18 protein-coding genes are annotated in these 17142 nt (G+C 54.7%); 13 read left to right on the top strand and 5 right to left on the bottom strand.

The window, feature by feature from the left end; all coding sequences use genetic code 11:
• The first annotated feature begins 55 nt into the window (after positions 1 to 55).
• From TH3_RS18090 to moaE, 7 genes are all read left to right on the top strand, one after another.
• Positions 56 to 1018, top strand: a complete 963-nt coding sequence (locus TH3_RS18090) for a calcium/sodium antiporter (protein ID WP_007091988.1) — start codon at positions 56 to 58, stop codon at positions 1016 to 1018.
• A gap of 158 nt (positions 1019 to 1176) precedes the next feature.
• The gene (locus TH3_RS18085) at positions 1177 to 1947 is read left to right on the top strand and encodes an SDR family oxidoreductase (RefSeq protein ID WP_040060167.1); all 771 of its coding nucleotides are present in this window, start codon (positions 1177 to 1179) and stop codon (positions 1945 to 1947) included.
• Between the two features lie 62 nt (positions 1948 to 2009).
• Entirely contained in the window at positions 2010 to 2435 is a 426-nt protein-coding gene (folB, locus tag TH3_RS18080; protein WP_051682075.1) for a dihydroneopterin aldolase, read from the top strand.
• Positions 2436 to 2874: 439 nt separating this feature from the next.
• Positions 2875 to 4794 (top strand): excinuclease ABC subunit UvrC, encoded by a 1920-nt coding sequence (gene uvrC / locus TH3_RS18075; protein ID WP_007091991.1) that lies wholly within the window; start codon positions 2875 to 2877, stop codon positions 4792 to 4794.
• A 175-nt stretch (positions 4795 to 4969) separates the two neighbouring features.
• Positions 4970 to 6220, top strand: a complete 1251-nt coding sequence (locus TH3_RS18070) for a uracil-xanthine permease family protein (RefSeq protein WP_233421796.1) — start codon at positions 4970 to 4972, stop codon at positions 6218 to 6220.
• A 156-nt stretch (positions 6221 to 6376) separates the two neighbouring features.
• Positions 6377 to 6928, top strand: a complete 552-nt coding sequence (gene pgsA, locus TH3_RS18065) for a CDP-diacylglycerol--glycerol-3-phosphate 3-phosphatidyltransferase (RefSeq protein WP_007091993.1) — start codon at positions 6377 to 6379, stop codon at positions 6926 to 6928.
• Between the two features lie 24 nt (positions 6929 to 6952).
• On the top strand, positions 6953 to 7411 hold the full coding sequence (gene moaE, locus TH3_RS18060; RefSeq protein ID WP_007091994.1) for a molybdopterin synthase catalytic subunit MoaE: 459 nt from the start codon (positions 6953 to 6955) through the stop codon (positions 7409 to 7411).
• On the opposite strand, the gene TH3_RS18055 is transcribed toward moaE, so the two are convergent.
• The 4 genes from TH3_RS18055 to metX all read right to left on the bottom strand — a co-directional run bounded on the left by TH3_RS18055 (position 7408) and on the right by metX (position 10474).
• Positions 7408 to 7698, bottom strand: coding sequence for a hypothetical protein (locus TH3_RS18055; protein WP_007091995.1), 291 nt, complete (start codon positions 7696 to 7698; stop codon positions 7408 to 7410). The genes moaE and TH3_RS18055 overlap by 4 nt on opposite strands.
• Positions 7699 to 7708: 10 nt before the next feature.
• The gene (locus TH3_RS18050; RefSeq protein ID WP_007091996.1) at positions 7709 to 8578 is read right to left on the bottom strand and encodes a hypothetical protein; all 870 of its coding nucleotides are present in this window, start codon (positions 8576 to 8578) and stop codon (positions 7709 to 7711) included.
• 87 nt (positions 8579 to 8665) lie between these two features.
• A complete protein-coding gene (gene metW, locus TH3_RS18045; RefSeq protein ID WP_007091997.1) occupies positions 8666 to 9310 on the bottom strand; it encodes a methionine biosynthesis protein MetW in 645 nt (214 codons plus the stop codon).
• 3 nt (positions 9311 to 9313) lie between these two features.
• Positions 9314 to 10474 (bottom strand): homoserine O-acetyltransferase MetX, encoded by a 1161-nt coding sequence (gene metX / locus TH3_RS18040; RefSeq protein WP_007091998.1) that lies wholly within the window; start codon positions 10472 to 10474, stop codon positions 9314 to 9316.
• Positions 10475 to 10651: 177 nt separating this feature from the next.
• Here metX and TH3_RS18035 point away from each other — a divergent pair, with 177 nt between their 5' ends.
• The 6 genes from TH3_RS18035 to TH3_RS18010 all read left to right on the top strand — a co-directional run bounded on the left by TH3_RS18035 (position 10652) and on the right by TH3_RS18010 (position 16171).
• Complete coding sequence (locus TH3_RS18035) at positions 10652 to 11545, top strand: chorismate mutase (RefSeq protein WP_007091999.1); 894 nt, start codon at positions 10652 to 10654, stop codon at positions 11543 to 11545.
• Positions 11546 to 11598: 53 nt separating this feature from the next.
• On the top strand, positions 11599 to 12696 hold the full coding sequence (gene hisC, locus TH3_RS18030) for a histidinol-phosphate transaminase (protein WP_007092000.1): 1098 nt from the start codon (positions 11599 to 11601) through the stop codon (positions 12694 to 12696).
• A 1-nt stretch (position 12697) separates the two neighbouring features.
• Positions 12698 to 13663 carry a prephenate/arogenate dehydrogenase family protein gene (locus TH3_RS18025; RefSeq protein ID WP_007092001.1) on the top strand — a complete coding sequence of 322 codons (966 nt, stop codon included), beginning with the start codon at positions 12698 to 12700 and terminating at the stop codon, positions 13661 to 13663.
• An 87-nt stretch (positions 13664 to 13750) separates the two neighbouring features.
• Positions 13751 to 14632 (top strand): DMT family transporter, encoded by an 882-nt coding sequence (locus TH3_RS18020; RefSeq protein ID WP_007092002.1) that lies wholly within the window; start codon positions 13751 to 13753, stop codon positions 14630 to 14632.
• A 43-nt stretch (positions 14633 to 14675) separates the two neighbouring features.
• Positions 14676 to 15236 (top strand): gamma-glutamylcyclotransferase, encoded by a 561-nt coding sequence (locus TH3_RS18015; protein ID WP_007092003.1) that lies wholly within the window; start codon positions 14676 to 14678, stop codon positions 15234 to 15236.
• Positions 15236 to 16171 carry a DMT family transporter gene (locus TH3_RS18010; RefSeq protein WP_007092004.1) on the top strand — a complete coding sequence of 312 codons (936 nt, stop codon included), beginning with the start codon at positions 15236 to 15238 and terminating at the stop codon, positions 16169 to 16171. Before TH3_RS18015 ends, TH3_RS18010 begins: the two co-directional genes overlap by 1 nt.
• A 74-nt stretch (positions 16172 to 16245) precedes the next feature.
• Here the strand turns inward: TH3_RS18010 and TH3_RS18005 are convergent, their stop codons facing one another.
• Complete coding sequence (locus tag TH3_RS18005) at positions 16246 to 17097, bottom strand: lysophospholipid acyltransferase family protein (RefSeq protein WP_007092005.1); 852 nt, start codon at positions 17095 to 17097, stop codon at positions 16246 to 16248.
• Positions 17098 to 17142: the final 45 nt, after the last annotated feature.

The raw sequence follows: 17142 nt of genomic DNA, 5'->3' as shown, positions 1-17142 counted from the left end.
GGCCCGTAAAAGGGCATGAAACAATCAGAAATTTCCCCAAACGAGCAGGCCGGAATTGGAACAGTTCATCCCCTATTTGCAGATTATCGGTGGTCTTGTGCTTTTGACTGCCGGTGGTGAGTTCATTGTTCGCGGTGCTGTCGGTCTGGCGCTGTTGATGGGGGTTTCCAAGATCATTGTTGGTTTGACCGTGGTTGCCGCGGGGACGTCGGCCCCCGAATTTGTCGTGTCGCTGAATGCGGCGCTTGCCGGGTCGGGCGACATCGCGATGGGGAACGTGGTTGGTTCTAACATTGCCAATATTCTTTTGATCCTCGGCGCAACAGCGATTCTAAAACCGATTACGGCATCGCGGACCATGGTTGTACGCGATGGCGGCACCATGCTGCTGGGGACCGTTCTGTTCATCGGGCTTTGCATGTTTGGCGTTGTCGAACGCTGGGCTGGGGCGGTGATGCTGCTGGTTCTGGCAGCGATCTGGTACTTTACCTATCAGCATGACAAAAAAAGCCCGGGTGATGCCAGCCACCTGCATGAAGAAGAAGTCGACGAAGTCGGTGAAGTACCAAGCGGTTGGCTCAAGCCGATTGTTGCCACGGTTATCGGGATTGTCGCCTTGACCTATGGGGCGGATCTGCTGGTGGATGGTGGTGTTTCTGTCGCGCGTCAGTTCGGTGTGTCCGAAGCCGTCATTGGCTTGACCCTTGTCGCATTCGGAACATCGCTTCCTGAACTGGCGGCATCGATTGTTGCGGCGTTCCGCGGGCATTCCGACGTTGCACTTGGCAATGTTGTTGGTTCCAATCTTTTGAACCTGCTGGTGATCATCGGTGGTGTATCGCTGATTGCGCCGATTGCCGTGCCAGACCAGATTCTGCAATCCGATCTTTGGATCATGCTGGCAGTTACCATTCTTTTGCTGGTGGTCGGCTATTTCCTGCGCGGAGTGTCGCGGATCACCGGGATCGTCTTTGTTCTGGCTTATCTGGGATATGTTGCGAGTCTGGTTACGGCATGATTGATCTTCATGCCTGAAGCGATAAATGCGGTTATGGACCGGCTGGCGGGTTTGATTGTAAGTTCCGGAATGACCAAACATAAATGACGGCGGCCGATATTTAAGGGGGCTGCCTTCCCCGGGAAGGGGCGCATCTTGATGAACGGGATGGAAACCAGATGACAGGGAAAATGCCTAAAACGGCTCTTGTAACCGGGGCTGCCAAGCGTATCGGACGGGCTTTATCGCTTGATCTGGCGACACAGGGTTATGATGTTGCCCTTCATTGCCATTCCTCGCGCAGGGATGCGGAACAGCTTGCCGAGGAAATCCGGTCCCTTGGTCGTCGCGCCTGCGTTATTTCCGCTGATCTTGGCAAGGAAGAAGACAGCAGCCGTGTCGTACGCGAAGCAACGGCTGCACTTGGCCCGATTGGTGTGCTGATCAATAATGCATCCACCTTTGAATATGATGATATCAGCACCGCCACGCGTGAGGGCTGGGACTATCATATGGAAGCCAATCTGCGCGCACCGTTTGTGTTGTCGCAGGATTTCGCCAAGCGGCTGCCCGCCGGGCAAAAGGGCGTCATCATCAACCTGATTGATCAGCGTGTCTGGAATCTGACACCGCATTTCATGACTTATACCTTGTCCAAGGCCGGCCTTTGGACGCTGACCCAGACACTGGCACTGGCATTGGCGCCGCACATCCGGGTCAATGCGATTGGTCCCGGCCCGGCACTGCCTAGTGTCCGGCAAACACAGGAAGTTTTCGATCAGCAATGCGATCAGACGCCCCTGAAAATTGGGACAAACCCGCAAGAGATTTGCGACGCGGTACGATTTTTCCTTGCCGCGCCAGCCATCACCGGGCAAATGTTAGCGCTTGACGGCGGGCAGCACCTCAATTGGGCGCCCAGTGGCGAACAGAATATGCCAGAGGAATGATGCGTCGGGCTTGGGTTCCGGACATCTGGCCGCACCAAGCGCAGCACAAGGAAGACCAGACCATGACCGCAGGCCTTAAGCAGGACGATAACATTACGACACTGCCCTACGCAGATCATGCCGGCAGTTTGCGTCGTGTCTTCGTGCGTGACATGGTCGTCGAGACATCCATTGGCGTATATGATCATGAAAAACATGCCCCGCAGCGGGTGCGTATCAATCTGGACCTTGCCGTTCTGGAAGGCGAGGGTGTCCAGAATGACGATATTGCCACTGTTTTAAGCTACGAAGATCTGGTGACCGGCACGCGGGAAATTTGCCGTGACGGTCATGTGAACCTTGTGGAAACCCTTGGGGAAAAACTGGCCGATATGTGCCTGGCGGATCGTCGGGTACGCAAGGTAAACGTCCGAGTTGAAAAGCTTGATGTCTTTGACGACGTTGCCGCGGTCGGAGTGGAAATAGAGCGCTTTAATATCGCGCGCTGATCCCATCCGTAAATCTGCTTAAAATTTACTTTTGTTAACGGTTTTGGACGGGGACTCTGTGATTCCTCTAGGCCGAATCGCTGTCTCCCTTATGCACAAGCATCTGGGGGCATGGAATCAAAGGAAAATATTCTTTTTTGACTCCTGTATTACCGAATGTTTTCAGGTTGACAGTATTTTTTGTGTTTAAAAACAATAACTTAGATTGTTTGCTCAATAAATGTGCACTTCATAGAACGTTAAGACTCTCAAGGGGTGCAGCAAAGAGCCCCCCTATTACCCACAAACTTATCCACAGCCTTGGTGGACATCTTTTTTGGGTTGCGATTCTGTGAAGTGATGTTGCGACGTTAATCTTTTTGGGTATTGTCGGAAGCCACTTTGAGAAGTGACAGCCGTCACAACTTTTGATTTTTAATAAATCTGCCGGAGACGCCTGATGAAGCCTGAAACCCCATCCGAAAACCCCGCTCGGGAAATCGGATTGTCGCTTGAAGGCGATGATTATGACGGGGGGGCTGCGCGCGGTGTCGAGGCCATCAAACATGCGCTGAAAACCATGCCGGGATCGGCCGGTGTCTATCGCATGATTGATGACAAGGACCGGGTTCTTTATGTCGGCAAGGCCAAGAACCTTAAAAAGCGCGTGGTGGCCTATACCCGTCTGATGCAGTTGCCGATACGGATTGCCCGTATGGTCGCACAGACCGTGCGGATGGAAATCATCACCACCCACACCGAAGCCGAGGCGCTTCTTCTTGAATCCAACCTGATCAAGAAGCTTAAACCGCGTTACAACATCCTTCTGCGCGATGACAAAAGTTTCCCCTATATCCTGATCACCGAGGATCATGATTATCCGCGCATCGTCAAACATCGCGGGGCACGGGCCAAGGATGGCAGTTGCTTTGGTCCGTTTGCGTCCGCTTGGGCGGTGAACAACACGATCAACCATTTGCAGCGTGCCTTTTTGCTGCGCTCCTGCACGGATGCCGTATTTTCCAACCGGTCGCGTCCGTGTTTGCTGTATCAAATCAAACGCTGTTCCGCGCCGTGTGTGGATCGGGTTGCCAAAGCCGAATATGACGCGCTTGTCGATATCTGCCGTGACTTCCTGACCGGGCGCAGCCAGAAAATCCTCAAGCAGCTTGAAGCCGACATGCTTGCCGCGTCTGAACGGATGGATTTCGAGCAGGCGGCGATGTATCGCGATCGTATCCGTGCGTTAAGCCAGATCAGGTCGCATCAGGACATCAATCTGGAAGGCGTTGAAGAGGCCGATGTGATCGCCCTGCATCACGAAGGCGGGCAAAGCTGTGTTCAGGTCTTCTTCTTCCGCTCGGGCTCTAACTATGGCAACCGGTCCTATTTCCCGCGCCATGAACAGGGGGCGGAAATTGCCGAAATCCTGTCGGCCTTTGTCGGGCAGTTCTATGCCGATAAACCGGCCCCGAAACAGGTGCTGCTATCGCATGAGATCGAAGGTCAGGAACTGGTCGAAACCGCATTGTCGATCAATAATAACCGTAAGATTACCTTGCAGGTGCCCAAGCGTGGCGGTCGACGCAAGCTTGTTGAACATGCGTTGACCAATGCCAAGGACGCGCTGGGGCGGCGCATGGCCGAAAGTGCTTCGCAACGCAAATTGCTGGAAGATCTGGCCGATAAACTCGAACTGGACGGCACGCCAGAACGGATAGAGGTTTACGATAACAGTCATATTCAGGGCACCAACATGGTGGGCGGCATGATCGTTGCCGGACCTGAGGGGTTTATGAAAAGTGCCTATCGCAAATTCAATATCAAGGGCGATATCGCGCCGGGTGATGATTTTGCCATGATGCGCGAAGTTCTGACCAGGCGTTTTGCGCGTGCGCAAAAGGAAGACCCGGACCGGGAAAACGGCACATGGCCGGACCTTTGCCTGATCGATGGTGGCTTGGGGCAGCTTGGCGTGGCCCGCGAAGTGCTTGAAGACCTTGGGATCGAAGACGTGATGCTTGTCGGCGTTGCCAAGGGTGTTGATCGCAATGCGGGCAAGGAAGTGCTGCATATCCCCGGAAAACCGCCCGTGCGTCTTGATATGCAGGATCCGGTTTTATATTTCATCCAGCGTTTGCGCGATGAAGCGCACCGTTGGGCGATTGGCACGCATCGCGCCAAACGGTCCAAGCAGATCGGCAAAAGCGTTCTTGATAATGTGCCCGGCGTGGGTGGGGCACGCAAAAAGGCGTTGCTGCATCATTTCGGATCGGCGCGCGGCGTGGCGGATGCCGGTTTAACCGATCTTGAGGCGGTGGATGGCATCAGTGCCGCCCTTGCCCGCAAGATTTACGATCATTTTCATGACACGGAATAAAAAACCTGCGGCAGGCATCTTGCTTTTTGCCGGTCAGGGCGCGATACCCGACGCGGTTTGATAACGCGCCATGCTGATCGGGCAGAGTGCGTTACTGGGGTAACGTCTAAAAGTCAGCTTAAGGAAACCGATGCGATATTTTCCTTCCTGGTCTCTGACCCGGTCTTCTACCGTCATGCCTGACGAACGTCTGCCGTGGGGGGCAATGTTCCCGATGGGCTTGCAGCACCTTGTCGCCATGTCGGGTGCCACCATTCTTGGCCCGCTTCTGATGGGGTTTGATCCGAACCTTGCGATCCTGTTTTCGGGGATCGGCACGCTGATCTTCTTTATCTGCACGGCGGGGCGTGTGCCCAGCTATCTGGGATCTTCCTTTGCCTTTATCGCCGTTGTGATTGCCGCGACCGGCTATGCCGGATCTGGCCCCAACCCGGATATCGGTGGCGCGCTTGGCGGTATTATTGCGGCGGGTGCACTTTATGTCGTGATTGGTTTGATCGTCATGGCAACCGGGACGGGCTGGGTTGAAAAACTGATGCCGCCTGCGGTGACGGGGGCGGTGGGGGCGGCCATCGGTCTTAATCTGGCACCCGTCGGGATCAACGGTATTTCCGGCGATAACATGCATATGCTGGTGGCGCTTCTGACATTGCTGTCGGTGGCGATGGTTTCTGTCTATGCGCCGGTTTCAGTGCGCCGTGTTTCGATTCTGATCGGGATTCTGGCGGGTTATGTGCTGGTTCTGGTGTTGGGGAACGGGTTTGGCCTGATGCCAGCGATTGACTTTACAGAACTCTCGCAGGCAGCGTGGTTTGGCATGCCATCCTTTGTCACGCCGCGCTTTGAAAGTTCGGCAATGTTCATGATCGCTCCGGTGGCCTTCATTCTGGTGGCGGAAAACCTCGGTCATATCAAGGCGATTGGTGGCATGACCAAACAGAATATGGACCGTTATATCGGGCGCGGCTTTGTCGGAGATGGTCTGGCAACCATGCTGGCCGGGTCGGGTGGCGGTACGGGGGTGACCACCTATGTTGAAAACATGGGTGTCATGGCGGTAACGCGCGTGTTTTCGACCCTGATCTTTGTGATTGCGGCGGTAATTGCGATTTTACTCGGCTTTTCGCCGAAATTCGGGGCGTTGCTCCATACCATCCCGGGGCCGGTTCTGGGTGGGCTTGGTGTTGCGGTATTTGGACTTATTGCGGCGGCAATGGTGCGCCTTTGGGTGGATAACCGGGTCGATTTTTCCGATCCGCGCAATCTGTTCACCGTTGGTATTACCCTTATTTTCGGGGGCGGCGACTTCACGGTGCAATTTGGTGGTTTCGCGATTGGCGGGATCGGCACGGCGACGCTTGCGGCAATCATTCTTTACCAGTTGCTCAGCATTGGTCGCAAATCATCCGAGGCCCCCGCAGACTGAGGCGTTTGAAACGCAAGGGCGATGTTTCGGTTGTTTGACATCTGAAACATCGCCCTTGTTGTCATATATTCAAGACTTTAATAATTGTGCGGTTTGGCTCATAACAGGTCATCCGAAATTTTATTACTGCCGCACATATCCGCAAACAGGCCCCTTATGAAAAACCAGATTCCCAATCTGCTGACCTTGTCGCGCATCATCGTGATTCCGGCATTGGTCGCGTCCTTCTATATCAACGGGCCGATTGGCAACTGGATCGGGTTTGTGCTGTTTGCCTTTGCCGGGGTAACGGACTTTTTTGATGGTTACCTTGCGCGCAGCATGAATGTTGTTTCGCCGCTTGGCCGGTTCCTTGATCCCATCGCGGACAAGCTTCTGGTTGCCGCCGCCCTGATGATGATGGTGGCGTTTGAACGTATTTCCGGTCTGGCTGTTTTGCCGGCTGTGATCATCATGTGCCGGGAAATCATGGTGTCGGGCCTGCGCGAACATCTGGCCGAACTGAAAGTACCGCTGCCGGTGACGGTGCTTGCGAAATGGAAAACCACGGCGCAAATCCTTGCCATCGGGTTTCTTCTGGTTGGCGATGCGTCGCCGGACATGATCCCGTCGATCCTGATTGGTGATATCCTGTTATGGATTGCCGGGCTGGTGACGGTTCAGACCGGGTATATCTATCTTCGCACCGGGCTTAAGCATCTCGACTAAGGGCTGCATAGGATAAGGTTCCGCATGGCACGCGTATCCGTTCAGGAAAACGATTTTGATCCGGGCGCCGAACTGGCAGCCCTGACCGATGGCCGTACCGATATCGGGGCGGCGGTCAGTTTCGTCGGACTGGTGCGTGATATTCATGGCGGTGATCAGGTTTCGGCTCTGACCCTTGATCACTATCCGGGGATGACCGAACGCGAACTTGAAAATATCGTAGACGAGGCCGCCAGACGCTGGCCGCTTGATGATGTGCGGATTGTGCATCGGTTCGGGCGTATGTTGCCCGGTGAACGGATTGTCCTGGTGATCACGTTGTCGGCCCATCGTCGCGCCGCGTTCGAAGCCTGCGACTTCATCATGGATTTCCTTAAAACCCGTGCACCCTTTTGGAAACGCGAACAAACCCCCAAAGGCGATCACTGGGTCACAGCGAAGGCATCGGACGATGCCGATGCCGAGCGCTGGAACACGGATTAACCGACAAATTTTGCCAGCAACCCGACAAATTGCAGCAGGGCTGTCTGGATTTGGGCGGCATCGTCGACCCGGTCTTTAAGGCTTTTCATCTCGGTTATATCCGCATCGGTAATTGCCGATGCATTCCGGATCAGTCTCTTGGCCTGAAGCGCTATAAGCTGATCGGCGGCCTTGTTGCGCGTTTCGGCCATCACGAGTTTTTCGTTGATGTCGGCTGCCTGATAGGCTGCGTCAATTTCAACAAAGCTGTTTTTGGCCGCACGGATCAATTCATCAAGATTGTTCATGGGAATCTCCCTATTGTGCCGGTGTGGCTGTTGTGCTGCCGGTTGCGGTCTCAAACAGATTGCGGCCCTCGGCGACAAGTTCCGTTGGGGACAGGCTGCGCACTTTTCCGGCCAGTGTTATGCCTTGTTCGGCAGCCCCGATCAGGGCATTTACATCCAGCTTGGCGTAATTATCGATCTGCGTTTGCAAATGTCTGCCTAACGCAGATGCCGCCATGAAACTGCGCAATGTATGTGCCTGAAGCAGTTTTTCTTCGGCCATCAAAGCGTTCCAATCCTGCCACCAGATTTGCAGACGCAGTGATTTGGCATCGTCATCATCGTTCGGTTCGGAACGGATTTTGTTCAAATCGGCAATCAGTGTGTCACGGCGCACCAGAAATTGCGGCGGGTCTTTGGCCAGATCGCTGGTGATGGCGTCAAGCTGATTGCGTAGTTTTTCAAGGATCGGACCGGTATCCGTTACGGCCGATGCCCCAAGTGCCGATCCGGCTTCGATCTGATCGAAAATCGCGACAAATTGCTGATACTGGTTTCGCAGGCTGGCCAGTGTCTTTTGCCATTGTTGCGCAACATTCGGATCGATTTTAACCGCATCCGGATCAAGCAGGGTGGGCAGATTGGATGGCGTCACCTTGCCTGTGAAGGCTTCCATATTCGCGATGAATTCCGATTGCCGGGCGTTTTGCGATTTTGGCGATGGCGCAAATTGCGCGGTCTGTGCCGTGCCATAGGCATCAAAGGCATCCTCGGTCGCGCTGCCAAACTGGGTGACCGTGATTTTCAGGGTTTCGGCCTTTTGCGAACAGGCGGCCAAGAGCCCGATGCCAATAATCAGAACTGCCTTGCGTGTGAATTGGTAGATCGATGAAACTGCCATAACGTCCCCATCACGTGATCATGCTCGTCATCTGACGTGGATGGGGGGCAATTGTGATGGCAAAAATGACAAAGGCGTTGGCAGGAACTACTTGCTCAGCATGAAAAGCGCCTGATTGCCAAAGAAATTGGCAAGCCGTGAATGGCTATCCAGACTGACTTTTGATCCGCTTTCATTCAGCACCATTGACCGTTCGATCTTAAAGCCGCATTCATCACAAAGGGCCACAAAATCCCGGACGGTACAAAAATGGATGTTCGGGGTTTCGTACCACATGATCGGCAGGTTCGGGTTTTGGGGCATGCGCCCGCGGAACATCAAATCAAACCGCGCACGCCAGTGACCGAAATTCGGGAAGGAAACGATGGCCTTCTGACCGATGCGAAGCAGTTCGCTCAGAACCTGTTTCGGGCGATTGGTCGCCTGCAATGTCTGGCTGAGGATGGCGTAATCAAACGCCCCGTCGGGATAATCGCCAAGATCACGATCCGCATCGCCCTGCATCACCGGAAGACCCTGTGCCACGCAATTGCGCACCCCCTCGTTGGAAAGTTCAAGCCCGCGACCGTCGACATCCTTGCTACGCGTCAGATAACCCAGCAATTCACCATCGCCGCACCCGATATCAAGCACGCGCGTACCCGGTTCGACCATATCGGCAATCAGTTGCAGATCGACACGAATACGGTCATTAGGGATAACGCTGGTCGCGTTTGGTAAAGAATGATTCATAACCTATTTCAATCCCCGGATTTCAGCAGCGCCCTCGATAAAGCCGCTTAACACCATATGGAAATCCGGCTCGTCGAGCAGGAAGGCATCATGCCCCTTGTCGCTTTCGATTTCCACACAACTGACATTGCATGACGACGCATTCAGTGCATGGGCAAGCTGGCGGCTTTCGGCGGTGGTAAAGCACCAGTCGCTGGAAAACGAAATGACGCAGAAACGGGTTTTGCAGCCAACGAAGGCTTCGCCAAGGCGGCCTTCGGCATCGGCGGACAGATCGAAATAATCCATCGCCCGCGTGATATAGAGATAGCTGTTGGCATCAAACCGGTCGACGAAGCTTTTGCCCTGATGGCGCAAATAGCTTTCGATCTGGAAATCATGATCGAAGCTATAGGTAATCGCGCCGCGGTTCTGAAGCTTGCGGCCGAATTTGCGATGCAGGGCCGGTTGCGACAGATAGGTGATGTGCGCGGTCATCCGCGCCACGGCCAGCCCGCGGGAAGGCTTTTTGCCTTCAAGCAGGTAATTGCCCCCGCACCAGTCCGGATCGGCCATGACCGCCTGACGCCCGACTTCGTGAAACGCAATGTTTTGCGCCGAATGGCGGAAGCTGGTTGCAATCGGCGCGGCGGCAAAAACGCGATGGGAATAGCTTTTGCACCATTCAAGAACCTGCATGCCGCCCATCGAGCCGCCAATAACCGCAAACAGGGTATCGATGCCCAATGCATCGATCAGCATGGTCTGCGCACGCACCATATCGGCAATCGTGATCACCGGGAAATCAAGGCCCCAGGGCTTGCCGGTAGCCGGGTTGATTTCCTTGGGCCCGGTGCTTCCCAGGCAACCGCCAATCACGTTCGAACAAATGACGAAATATTTGTTGGTATCGATGATTTTGCCCGGCCCGACGATTTCACGCCACCAGCCTTCCTTGCCGGTGATCGGGTGGACTTCATCGGCGACATACTGATCGCCGGTCAAGGCGTGGCACACCAGAATGGCGTTGGTCTTGTCGGCGTTAAGTTCACCATATGTCTGATAGGCAATAGTGAACGGCCCGAATTCGATGCCGCTATCAAGACGCAGCTTTTCCGTTTCCCCAAGGACCATGTGATGGCCGGGAAGTTTGCTGCGCTGATTTGTGCTGGCGGCGGTCGACATGAATGTCCGTTTCCCTTGGATTAGGTTGTTTTTGTTGCAGGCAGGGCTGGCTGTTCCTTGGCATCAAAGAAAACAAGCCTGTTCTAGCTAGGAATAGACCGGGATTTAGTCAATCTTTTCTTTGCTTTTCGGTTGCCCTGTCCTAATACTGGGCCCCGTTTGACAAAAGAGCGGATCATGGCGCAAAGCGACGAAAATTTAGCAAATCTTGACCTGAACGGGCTGAGGGCGGAAATCGATGATATCGATCAGGCACTGCAATCCCTGATCATTCGGCGTACCAAGGTTGTGCAGGCAGTCGGGGCCTATAAGGACCGGGTGATTGCGGCCGGTGGCAAGGTCAAGGTGCCGTATCGTCCGGCACGTGAAGCCCGTATCATGCGTACACTGGTTGATCGTCACGATGGTGCCTTTCCGAAAACGGCCCTGATCCAGATCTGGCGCGAAATGATCGCTGCCGGAACGCGCCTTGAAGCGCCTTATACAGTCGCCCTTTGCCGCAATGCCGACGGGGTGGATTGCTGGGAACTTGCGCGCCTTAACTTTGGCTGCCTGAACGAAATCGTCGAATTCGATACACCGCGCGAAGCATTTTATGCCCTTGAAGAAGGGCGCGCGGCGGTCGGTGTGTTCCCGAAACCCGAACTGGGCGAAGCACAGCCATGGTGGACCTTGTTGTCCGATGACAGCCCGGTGCGCATTGTCTCGAAACTGCCATTTGGCGGACGTCCGGTCGGACGGGGTGAGCAGACCGAAGGATTTGTCCTTGCGGCAATCGAGCTTGAAGAAAGCGGTGATGATCGCACGCTGTTTATCGTCAGCCTGCCAAACGAGATTTCGATGGATACGGCGCGCAAAAAAATTGCGAATGGCATCGATGGATCGGCAATCCTTGGCTTTTCTGCCGATGAAACCGGTGATCGGCGTTTTGTTCTTGTTGATGTGCCGGGATTCTTTTGTAATCGCGCCGAAGCGTTTCAACGTGCACTGACCGATCAGGGACTTGATCCCGAAGGGCTCAGTGTTGTCGGTGCCTATGGCGTGCCGATTCCTGAAGACGCGCTGAGTTGATAATACCGGTCGGTTGATTGTCACCGGCCCTGCCCACTGGGAGAAACTAAGAAATGTCTGCGCCCACCCCACGTCCCGGCATTCTTGATATTGCGCCTTATGTTGGCGGCAAGTCGCGCACCGATGGTGCAACCCGCGTGATCAAGCTTTCATCGAACGAAGGCGCGCTTGGCCCGAGCCCCAAGGCCATCGAGGCGCTCCGCAAGGCGGCTGAAAAGCTGCATCGCTATCCCGATGGCGGTTGCGAGGCGCTTCGCAACAAGCTGGCCGAGAAATACAATATTGAAGCCGATCAGATTGTCTGCGGTGCCGGCTCGGACGAGTTGATCACCCTTCTGATCCGTGCCTATGCGGGTCCGGGGGATGAAGTGCTGTATTCGCAGCATGGCTTCCTGATGTATCCGATTGCGGCCAAGGGTGTCGGTGCGGTTCCGGTGACTGCGGCCGAAACCAATATGACTACCAGCGTTGATGCGTTGCTGGCGGCTGTGACCGAAAAAACAAAAATCGTTTTTGTCGCGAACCCGAACAATCCAACGGGCACCTACATCAATGATGCGGAAATGAAACGCCTGCGTGATGGTTTGCGCGAAGATATCGTTCTGGTCGTTGATGCGGCGTATGCCGAATTCATGACTGGTCAGGAAGATTATTCCGCCGGTGAAGAACTGGTGCGTGCCGGTAAAAATACCGTCATGACCCGCACCTTTTCCAAGATTTATGGTCTTGGTGGCATTCGCCTTGGCTGGTGCTATGCGCCGGTTGATATTGCCGATGTTCTGCAACGCCTGCGCAATCCGTTTAACGTGGCCCTTCCGACACAGGAAGCCGGTCTTGCGGCACTTGATGATGATGAATTCGTCAATGCCTGCGTGCGTCACAATGCCGAAACACTGGCGTGGTTCCGCGATCAGGTGAACGCGATTGACGGGCTGATCGCCCATCCGAGCTATGGCAACTTTGTTCTGGTCGAATTCCCCAAGGAAGAAGGCAAAAACGCCGATGCTGCCAATGATTTCATGATGGCACAGGGCGTTATCCCACGCAAAATCGGTGCTTATGGCCTGCCGCAGATGTTGCGTATTTCCATCGGTACGAAGGAAGAAATGGAAATCTGCCTTCAGGCGATCAAAGACTTTGTGAACAGGTAAAATGACCAACACCGCATCCGAACCGCTTTTTGATACCGTTGCCTTTATCGGCATGGGGCTGATTGGCTCGTCACTTGCCCGTCGTATCCTGCGCGACGGTCTGGCGAAAAAAATCACCTGTGCCGTGCGTTCCGAAGCCACCCGTGACCGGGTGCTTGAACTGGGTATTGCCGATGAAGCTTATTGCGACATCAAGGAAGCGGTTAAGGATGCCGATCTGGTGATGATCTGTGCGCCGGTGGGGGCCAATGAAGCCATCGGCGCACAGCTTGCCGGAAAACTTAAAAAGGGTGCGATTGTTTCCGACGTCGGGTCGGTCAAACAGGCGGTCATTCGTGACATTGCGCCGCATCTTGACGAAGGCGTCTCGTTCGTGCCGGGTCATCCTTTGGCCGGGACCGAACATTCCGGACCGGATTCAGGTTTTCCCGAACTGTTCGAAGGCCGGTGGTGCATCCTGACCCCGGTTCCCGGTGAAAAGGAAAGTGCGACCGCGCGCGTGCAGGCCCTTTGGGAAGCATGTGGCATGAAGGTTGAGTGCATGGATGCCGATCATCATGATCGCATTCTTGGCATCACATCGCATCTGCCGCATCTGATCGCCTATACCATCGTCGGGACGGCAACCGATCTTGAAGATGCACTGCGTCAGGAAGTCATCAAGTTTTCCGCATCGGGTTTCCGTGATTTCACCCGTATTGCCGCATCCGACCCGACGATGTGGCGCGACGTGTTTTTGAACAACCGCGAAGCGGTCCTTGAGGTTCTTGGCCGTTTTCAGGAAGATTTGATGGCGTTGCAACGCGCGATCCGCTGGGGCGAGGGCGAAAAACTGTTCGACCTGTTCAGCCGTACGCGTGAAATCCGCCGTGGTATTGTCGATGCCGGGCAGTATTTCACCAATTTCTCGGCCGAAGGTGAAGACCGCCAAAGCGACGCCAAGGGCAAAAACAAGACCGATAAATAATCAATTCACGGTTTGCAAATGGCAGGCCGTCGTCGGGTGGAAAGATGCGCCCCAAACAGCATCTTTCGCCGGAAAAAGGGGAACGTCATGCCTGCCACCGATCATCCGGCTTTTGCACGGATTATGCCGTTCGTGTTTGTGTTCCTCTGGAGCACGGGCTTTGTTGGCGCAAAGTTCGGACTTCCCTATGCCGACCCATTTACCTTTCTGTTTGCCCGTTTCGCCATTGTGATTGTTCTGATGGTGCCGGTGATTTCGTTGCTAGGTGCCAAATGGCCCAAAAGCTGGCGGCAGGTTGCCCATATCAGCACGACCGGTGTTCTTGTGCACGGGATTTATCTGGGCGGTGTTTTCTGGGCAATTGATACGGGACTTCCGTCGGGCTTGGCAGCCTTGATCGTCGGATTGCAGCCGGTCGTGACCGCATCGGTCGTCGGTGCCCTTCTTGGGGAACGTGTCAGTGGACGCCAGTGGGCGGGGCTTGTTCTTGGCCTGATCGGTGTGGCGTTGGTGCTGGTGCCCAAAATCGGTGACGGGATCGGTATTACGGCCTTTGGCATCGGGCTTGCCATTATGGCGCTGTTTGGCATGACGGCGGGGACGCTTTATCAGAAGCGGTTCTGCACGGGCATGGACCTGATGAGCGGTACGGCCATCCAGTATGTTGCCGCCGCGGCCTTTGTCGGGGTGGTTGCCCTGATCAAGGAACCCTTGGTGATCGAATGGAGCATGAACTTCATTCTTGCGATGGCGTGGCTGGTTCTGGTGTTGTCAATCGGGGCGATCATGCTTCTGATGGTTTTGATCAAGCAGGGCGAGGCAACCCGGGTTGCAAGCATGTTTTACCTTGTCCCGCCCACGGCTGCCTTCTTTGCCTGGCTGCTTTTTGATGAACATCTGGGCATGCTCGGCTTTGCCGGATTTGCAATTGCCGCACTTGGGGTGGCATTGGTGATGGTGAAACGCTAGGTTCAGAACCGGACATAAAACGCCAGCATGACCGGAGGAAATTTTGACTGAGCCCCAGGAAAGATGGGTATTTGGATATGGATCGCTGCTGTGGCGTCCGGGCTTCGAATTTGAAGAACGGGCACGCGCGACGCTGCGCGGCTATCACCGGTCTTTTTGTATCTATTCCCATCATTATCGCGGCACACCGGAAAATCCGGGGTTGGTTCTGGGGCTGAATGTCGGCGGGGAATGTGTCGGGAACGCGTTTCGGATCGCGCCTGACAACTGGCCGCTGGTCAAGGCCTATCTTGATGAACGCGAACTGGTGACCAACACCTATATTCCCGCCGATGTCGAGGTCGAGCTTGCCGACGGACGCAAGGTGATCGCGCACACCTATGTCGCCGATCCAACGCATGAACAGTTCGCCGGAAACCTGCCGGTGCGAACGGCGGTTGAAATCATTGTTGCGGCACATGGCAATATTGGCCCGAACCTGGAATATCTTGAAAACACGGTCTGCCATCTTGACGAGATGGGAATTGTCGACCCGCCGTTGCATGATCTGATGGATCTGGTGCGCCGCGAATACGGTGAAATCAATATGGGAGCCGGTATCTGATGTCGAATGCCACCACGATGTCAAAAGGTGGAAACACACCGATGATGGCAGCCTATCTGATGCTGGTTGCCTGCGCGATGATGTGGGGGTCAAACCATGTCGTTGCACGCGGGGTGAATGCCACGGTGCCGCTTGAAGCATTGGCATTCTGGCGTTGGGTTGTGGCCGCCGTATTACTGTTTCCGGTTTGTATTCCGCACCTTAAACGCGATCTGAGGCTGATGGCGGATCATAAAATGTCGATGTTCCTGATCGGAACAACCGGCGTTTTCATGTTTTCAATCGTCATTTATCTGGCGGCTTACAACACAACGGCGGTCAATACCGGGCTTCTCAATGCGACAACCCCGGTCTGGGTTCTGTTATTTGCAGCGGTGCTTACGGCCGATAAACCCAGGCTTGGCCAGTGGGCCGGTGTGCTGATTGCCGGTGTCGGGACGGCGGTGATCATTGCCAAAGGCGACTTTTCGGTCTTTGCCGAGATGAACTTTGTCTCGGGCGATCTGTTTGCGATGATTTCAGCAATGGTCTGGGCGGCATACTCGATGCTTTTGAAACGCGCCCCCAAGGGCGTGCATCCACTAAGCCTCGTGTTTGTTTCGGCCCTGATCGGGTTGGTGTTCCTGACTCCGCTTTATATCTGGTCGGTGACTGTTCGCGGCGAACCGTTCTTTACCCATCTTGATCCGGCATGGCCCGATATGCTCAAGATTTTCTATATCGGCGCGGGGCCCGCTTTTTTGGGCTATCTGTTCTGGAACAAGGGGGTTGCGGTTGTCGGCCCGGCAAATGCCGGTGTGTTTCTGTATCTGATGCCGGTTTTTGCCAGCATCCTTGCCATCATCTTTTTGGGCGAGGAACTGCATATTTACCATCTGGGCGGGATCACATTGATTGCCTTTGGCATCTGGCAGGCGACACGCCGGAAAGCATAAAAGCTGCCGGACGGATAGAATCGAAAAGGCCGGATCAAACTCCGGCCTTTTGGGTGTTCGAACGATCCGTATGATCAGGAAGGTGTTTTTTCCTGGTCGACGGATTTCATCGGAATCGCGGTTTTGGCTTCCTGCTGTTCGGCTTCGGCTTTTTCGCGGGCTTCCTCGATCTCGACGTCACGTGATGTCAGGGTCGGCAGATTAAACTCCGCCTGTGCTTCGCGTTCAAGTTCCCGCGTGCGGTCATCAATCCTGCTTTTGATCGTTTTCATAAATGTTTTGCGATCCAGATCCGGCTCAATCGCGGGCAGGAATTCCATGGTGACCTCGCCACCGTATTTCATGAAGCTGTGACGTCCCCAGAACATGCCGGAATTGATGGCAACCGGAATGACCGGCGTATTGGGGAACGCCTTGTATAGCGCATAAATCCCAGGATGATACGGCCGATCCGAACCGGGCGGTGTGCGGGTTCCTTCGGGGAAGATTACGATCTGCCTGCCCTCCTCAAGCGCACGTTCGGCACCCTTGATCATGTCTTTCAGGGCGGATGATCCAGCCGATCTGTCGACCGCAATCTGCCCGGAAAACAACAGGAACTGCCCCATCAACGGAATGCGGGTCAGTTCCTTTTTCAGGATATAGGCCGGGTCAGGCACGACCGTGTGAAAGGTCAGGGTTTCCCACGCAGACTGATGTTTGGCAACCAGAATACAGGGGCCTTTGGGCAGGTTTTCAAGGCCGCGAATACGTTTATACATGCCAACAGAGATGGCCAACGCGCCTTGCGTCAAATGACACCACATATGTCCAACAAGCTGATTGGCCTTGCGACCAAACGGCATCAGGGGAACCATACAAATGCAAAGTGCTGTTGTACCGGCGAAAAACAACACGTTAAACAAAAACGCGCGCAGGGCTCTCATGCAGACAGATCCTTCAAACACTTAGTCAAAGGGTTTGTAACAGTT

It is taken from the genome of Thalassospira xiamenensis M-5 = DSM 17429, from assembly GCF_000300235.2.
Lineage (GTDB): Bacteria > Pseudomonadota > Alphaproteobacteria > Rhodospirillales > Thalassospiraceae > Thalassospira > Thalassospira xiamenensis.
The sequence above is the reverse complement of the archived record's forward strand: the minus strand, read 5'-3'. Positions and strand labels throughout refer to the sequence as shown.

Coding starts and splice junctions, on each gene's coding strand:
- TH3_RS18085 (WP_040060167.1), top strand. CDS start 1,177: ATGACAGGGAAAATGCCTAAAACGGCTCTTGTAACCGGGGCTGCCAAG.
- folB (WP_051682075.1), top strand. CDS start 2,010: ATGACCGCAGGCCTTAAGCAGGACGATAACATTACGACACTGCCCTAC.
- uvrC (WP_007091991.1), top strand. CDS start 2,875: ATGAAGCCTGAAACCCCATCCGAAAACCCCGCTCGGGAAATCGGATTG.
- TH3_RS18070 (WP_233421796.1), top strand. CDS start 4,970: ATGCCTGACGAACGTCTGCCGTGGGGGGCAATGTTCCCGATGGGCTTG.
- pgsA (WP_007091993.1), top strand. CDS start 6,377: ATGAAAAACCAGATTCCCAATCTGCTGACCTTGTCGCGCATCATCGTG.
- moaE (WP_007091994.1), top strand. CDS start 6,953: ATGGCACGCGTATCCGTTCAGGAAAACGATTTTGATCCGGGCGCCGAA.
- TH3_RS18055 (WP_007091995.1), bottom strand. CDS start 7,698: ATGAACAATCTTGATGAATTGATCCGTGCGGCCAAAAACAGCTTTGTT.
- TH3_RS18050 (WP_007091996.1), bottom strand. CDS start 8,578: ATGGCAGTTTCATCGATCTACCAATTCACACGCAAGGCAGTTCTGATT.
- metW (WP_007091997.1), bottom strand. CDS start 9,310: ATGAATCATTCTTTACCAAACGCGACCAGCGTTATCCCTAATGACCGT.
- metX (WP_007091998.1), bottom strand. CDS start 10,474: ATGTCGACCGCCGCCAGCACAAATCAGCGCAGCAAACTTCCCGGCCAT.
- TH3_RS18035 (WP_007091999.1), top strand. CDS start 10,652: ATGGCGCAAAGCGACGAAAATTTAGCAAATCTTGACCTGAACGGGCTG.
- hisC (WP_007092000.1), top strand. CDS start 11,599: ATGTCTGCGCCCACCCCACGTCCCGGCATTCTTGATATTGCGCCTTAT.
- TH3_RS18025 (WP_007092001.1), top strand. CDS start 12,698: ATGACCAACACCGCATCCGAACCGCTTTTTGATACCGTTGCCTTTATC.
- TH3_RS18020 (WP_007092002.1), top strand. CDS start 13,751: ATGCCTGCCACCGATCATCCGGCTTTTGCACGGATTATGCCGTTCGTG.
- TH3_RS18010 (WP_007092004.1), top strand. CDS start 15,236: ATGTCGAATGCCACCACGATGTCAAAAGGTGGAAACACACCGATGATG.
- TH3_RS18005 (WP_007092005.1), bottom strand. CDS start 17,097: ATGAGAGCCCTGCGCGCGTTTTTGTTTAACGTGTTGTTTTTCGCCGGT.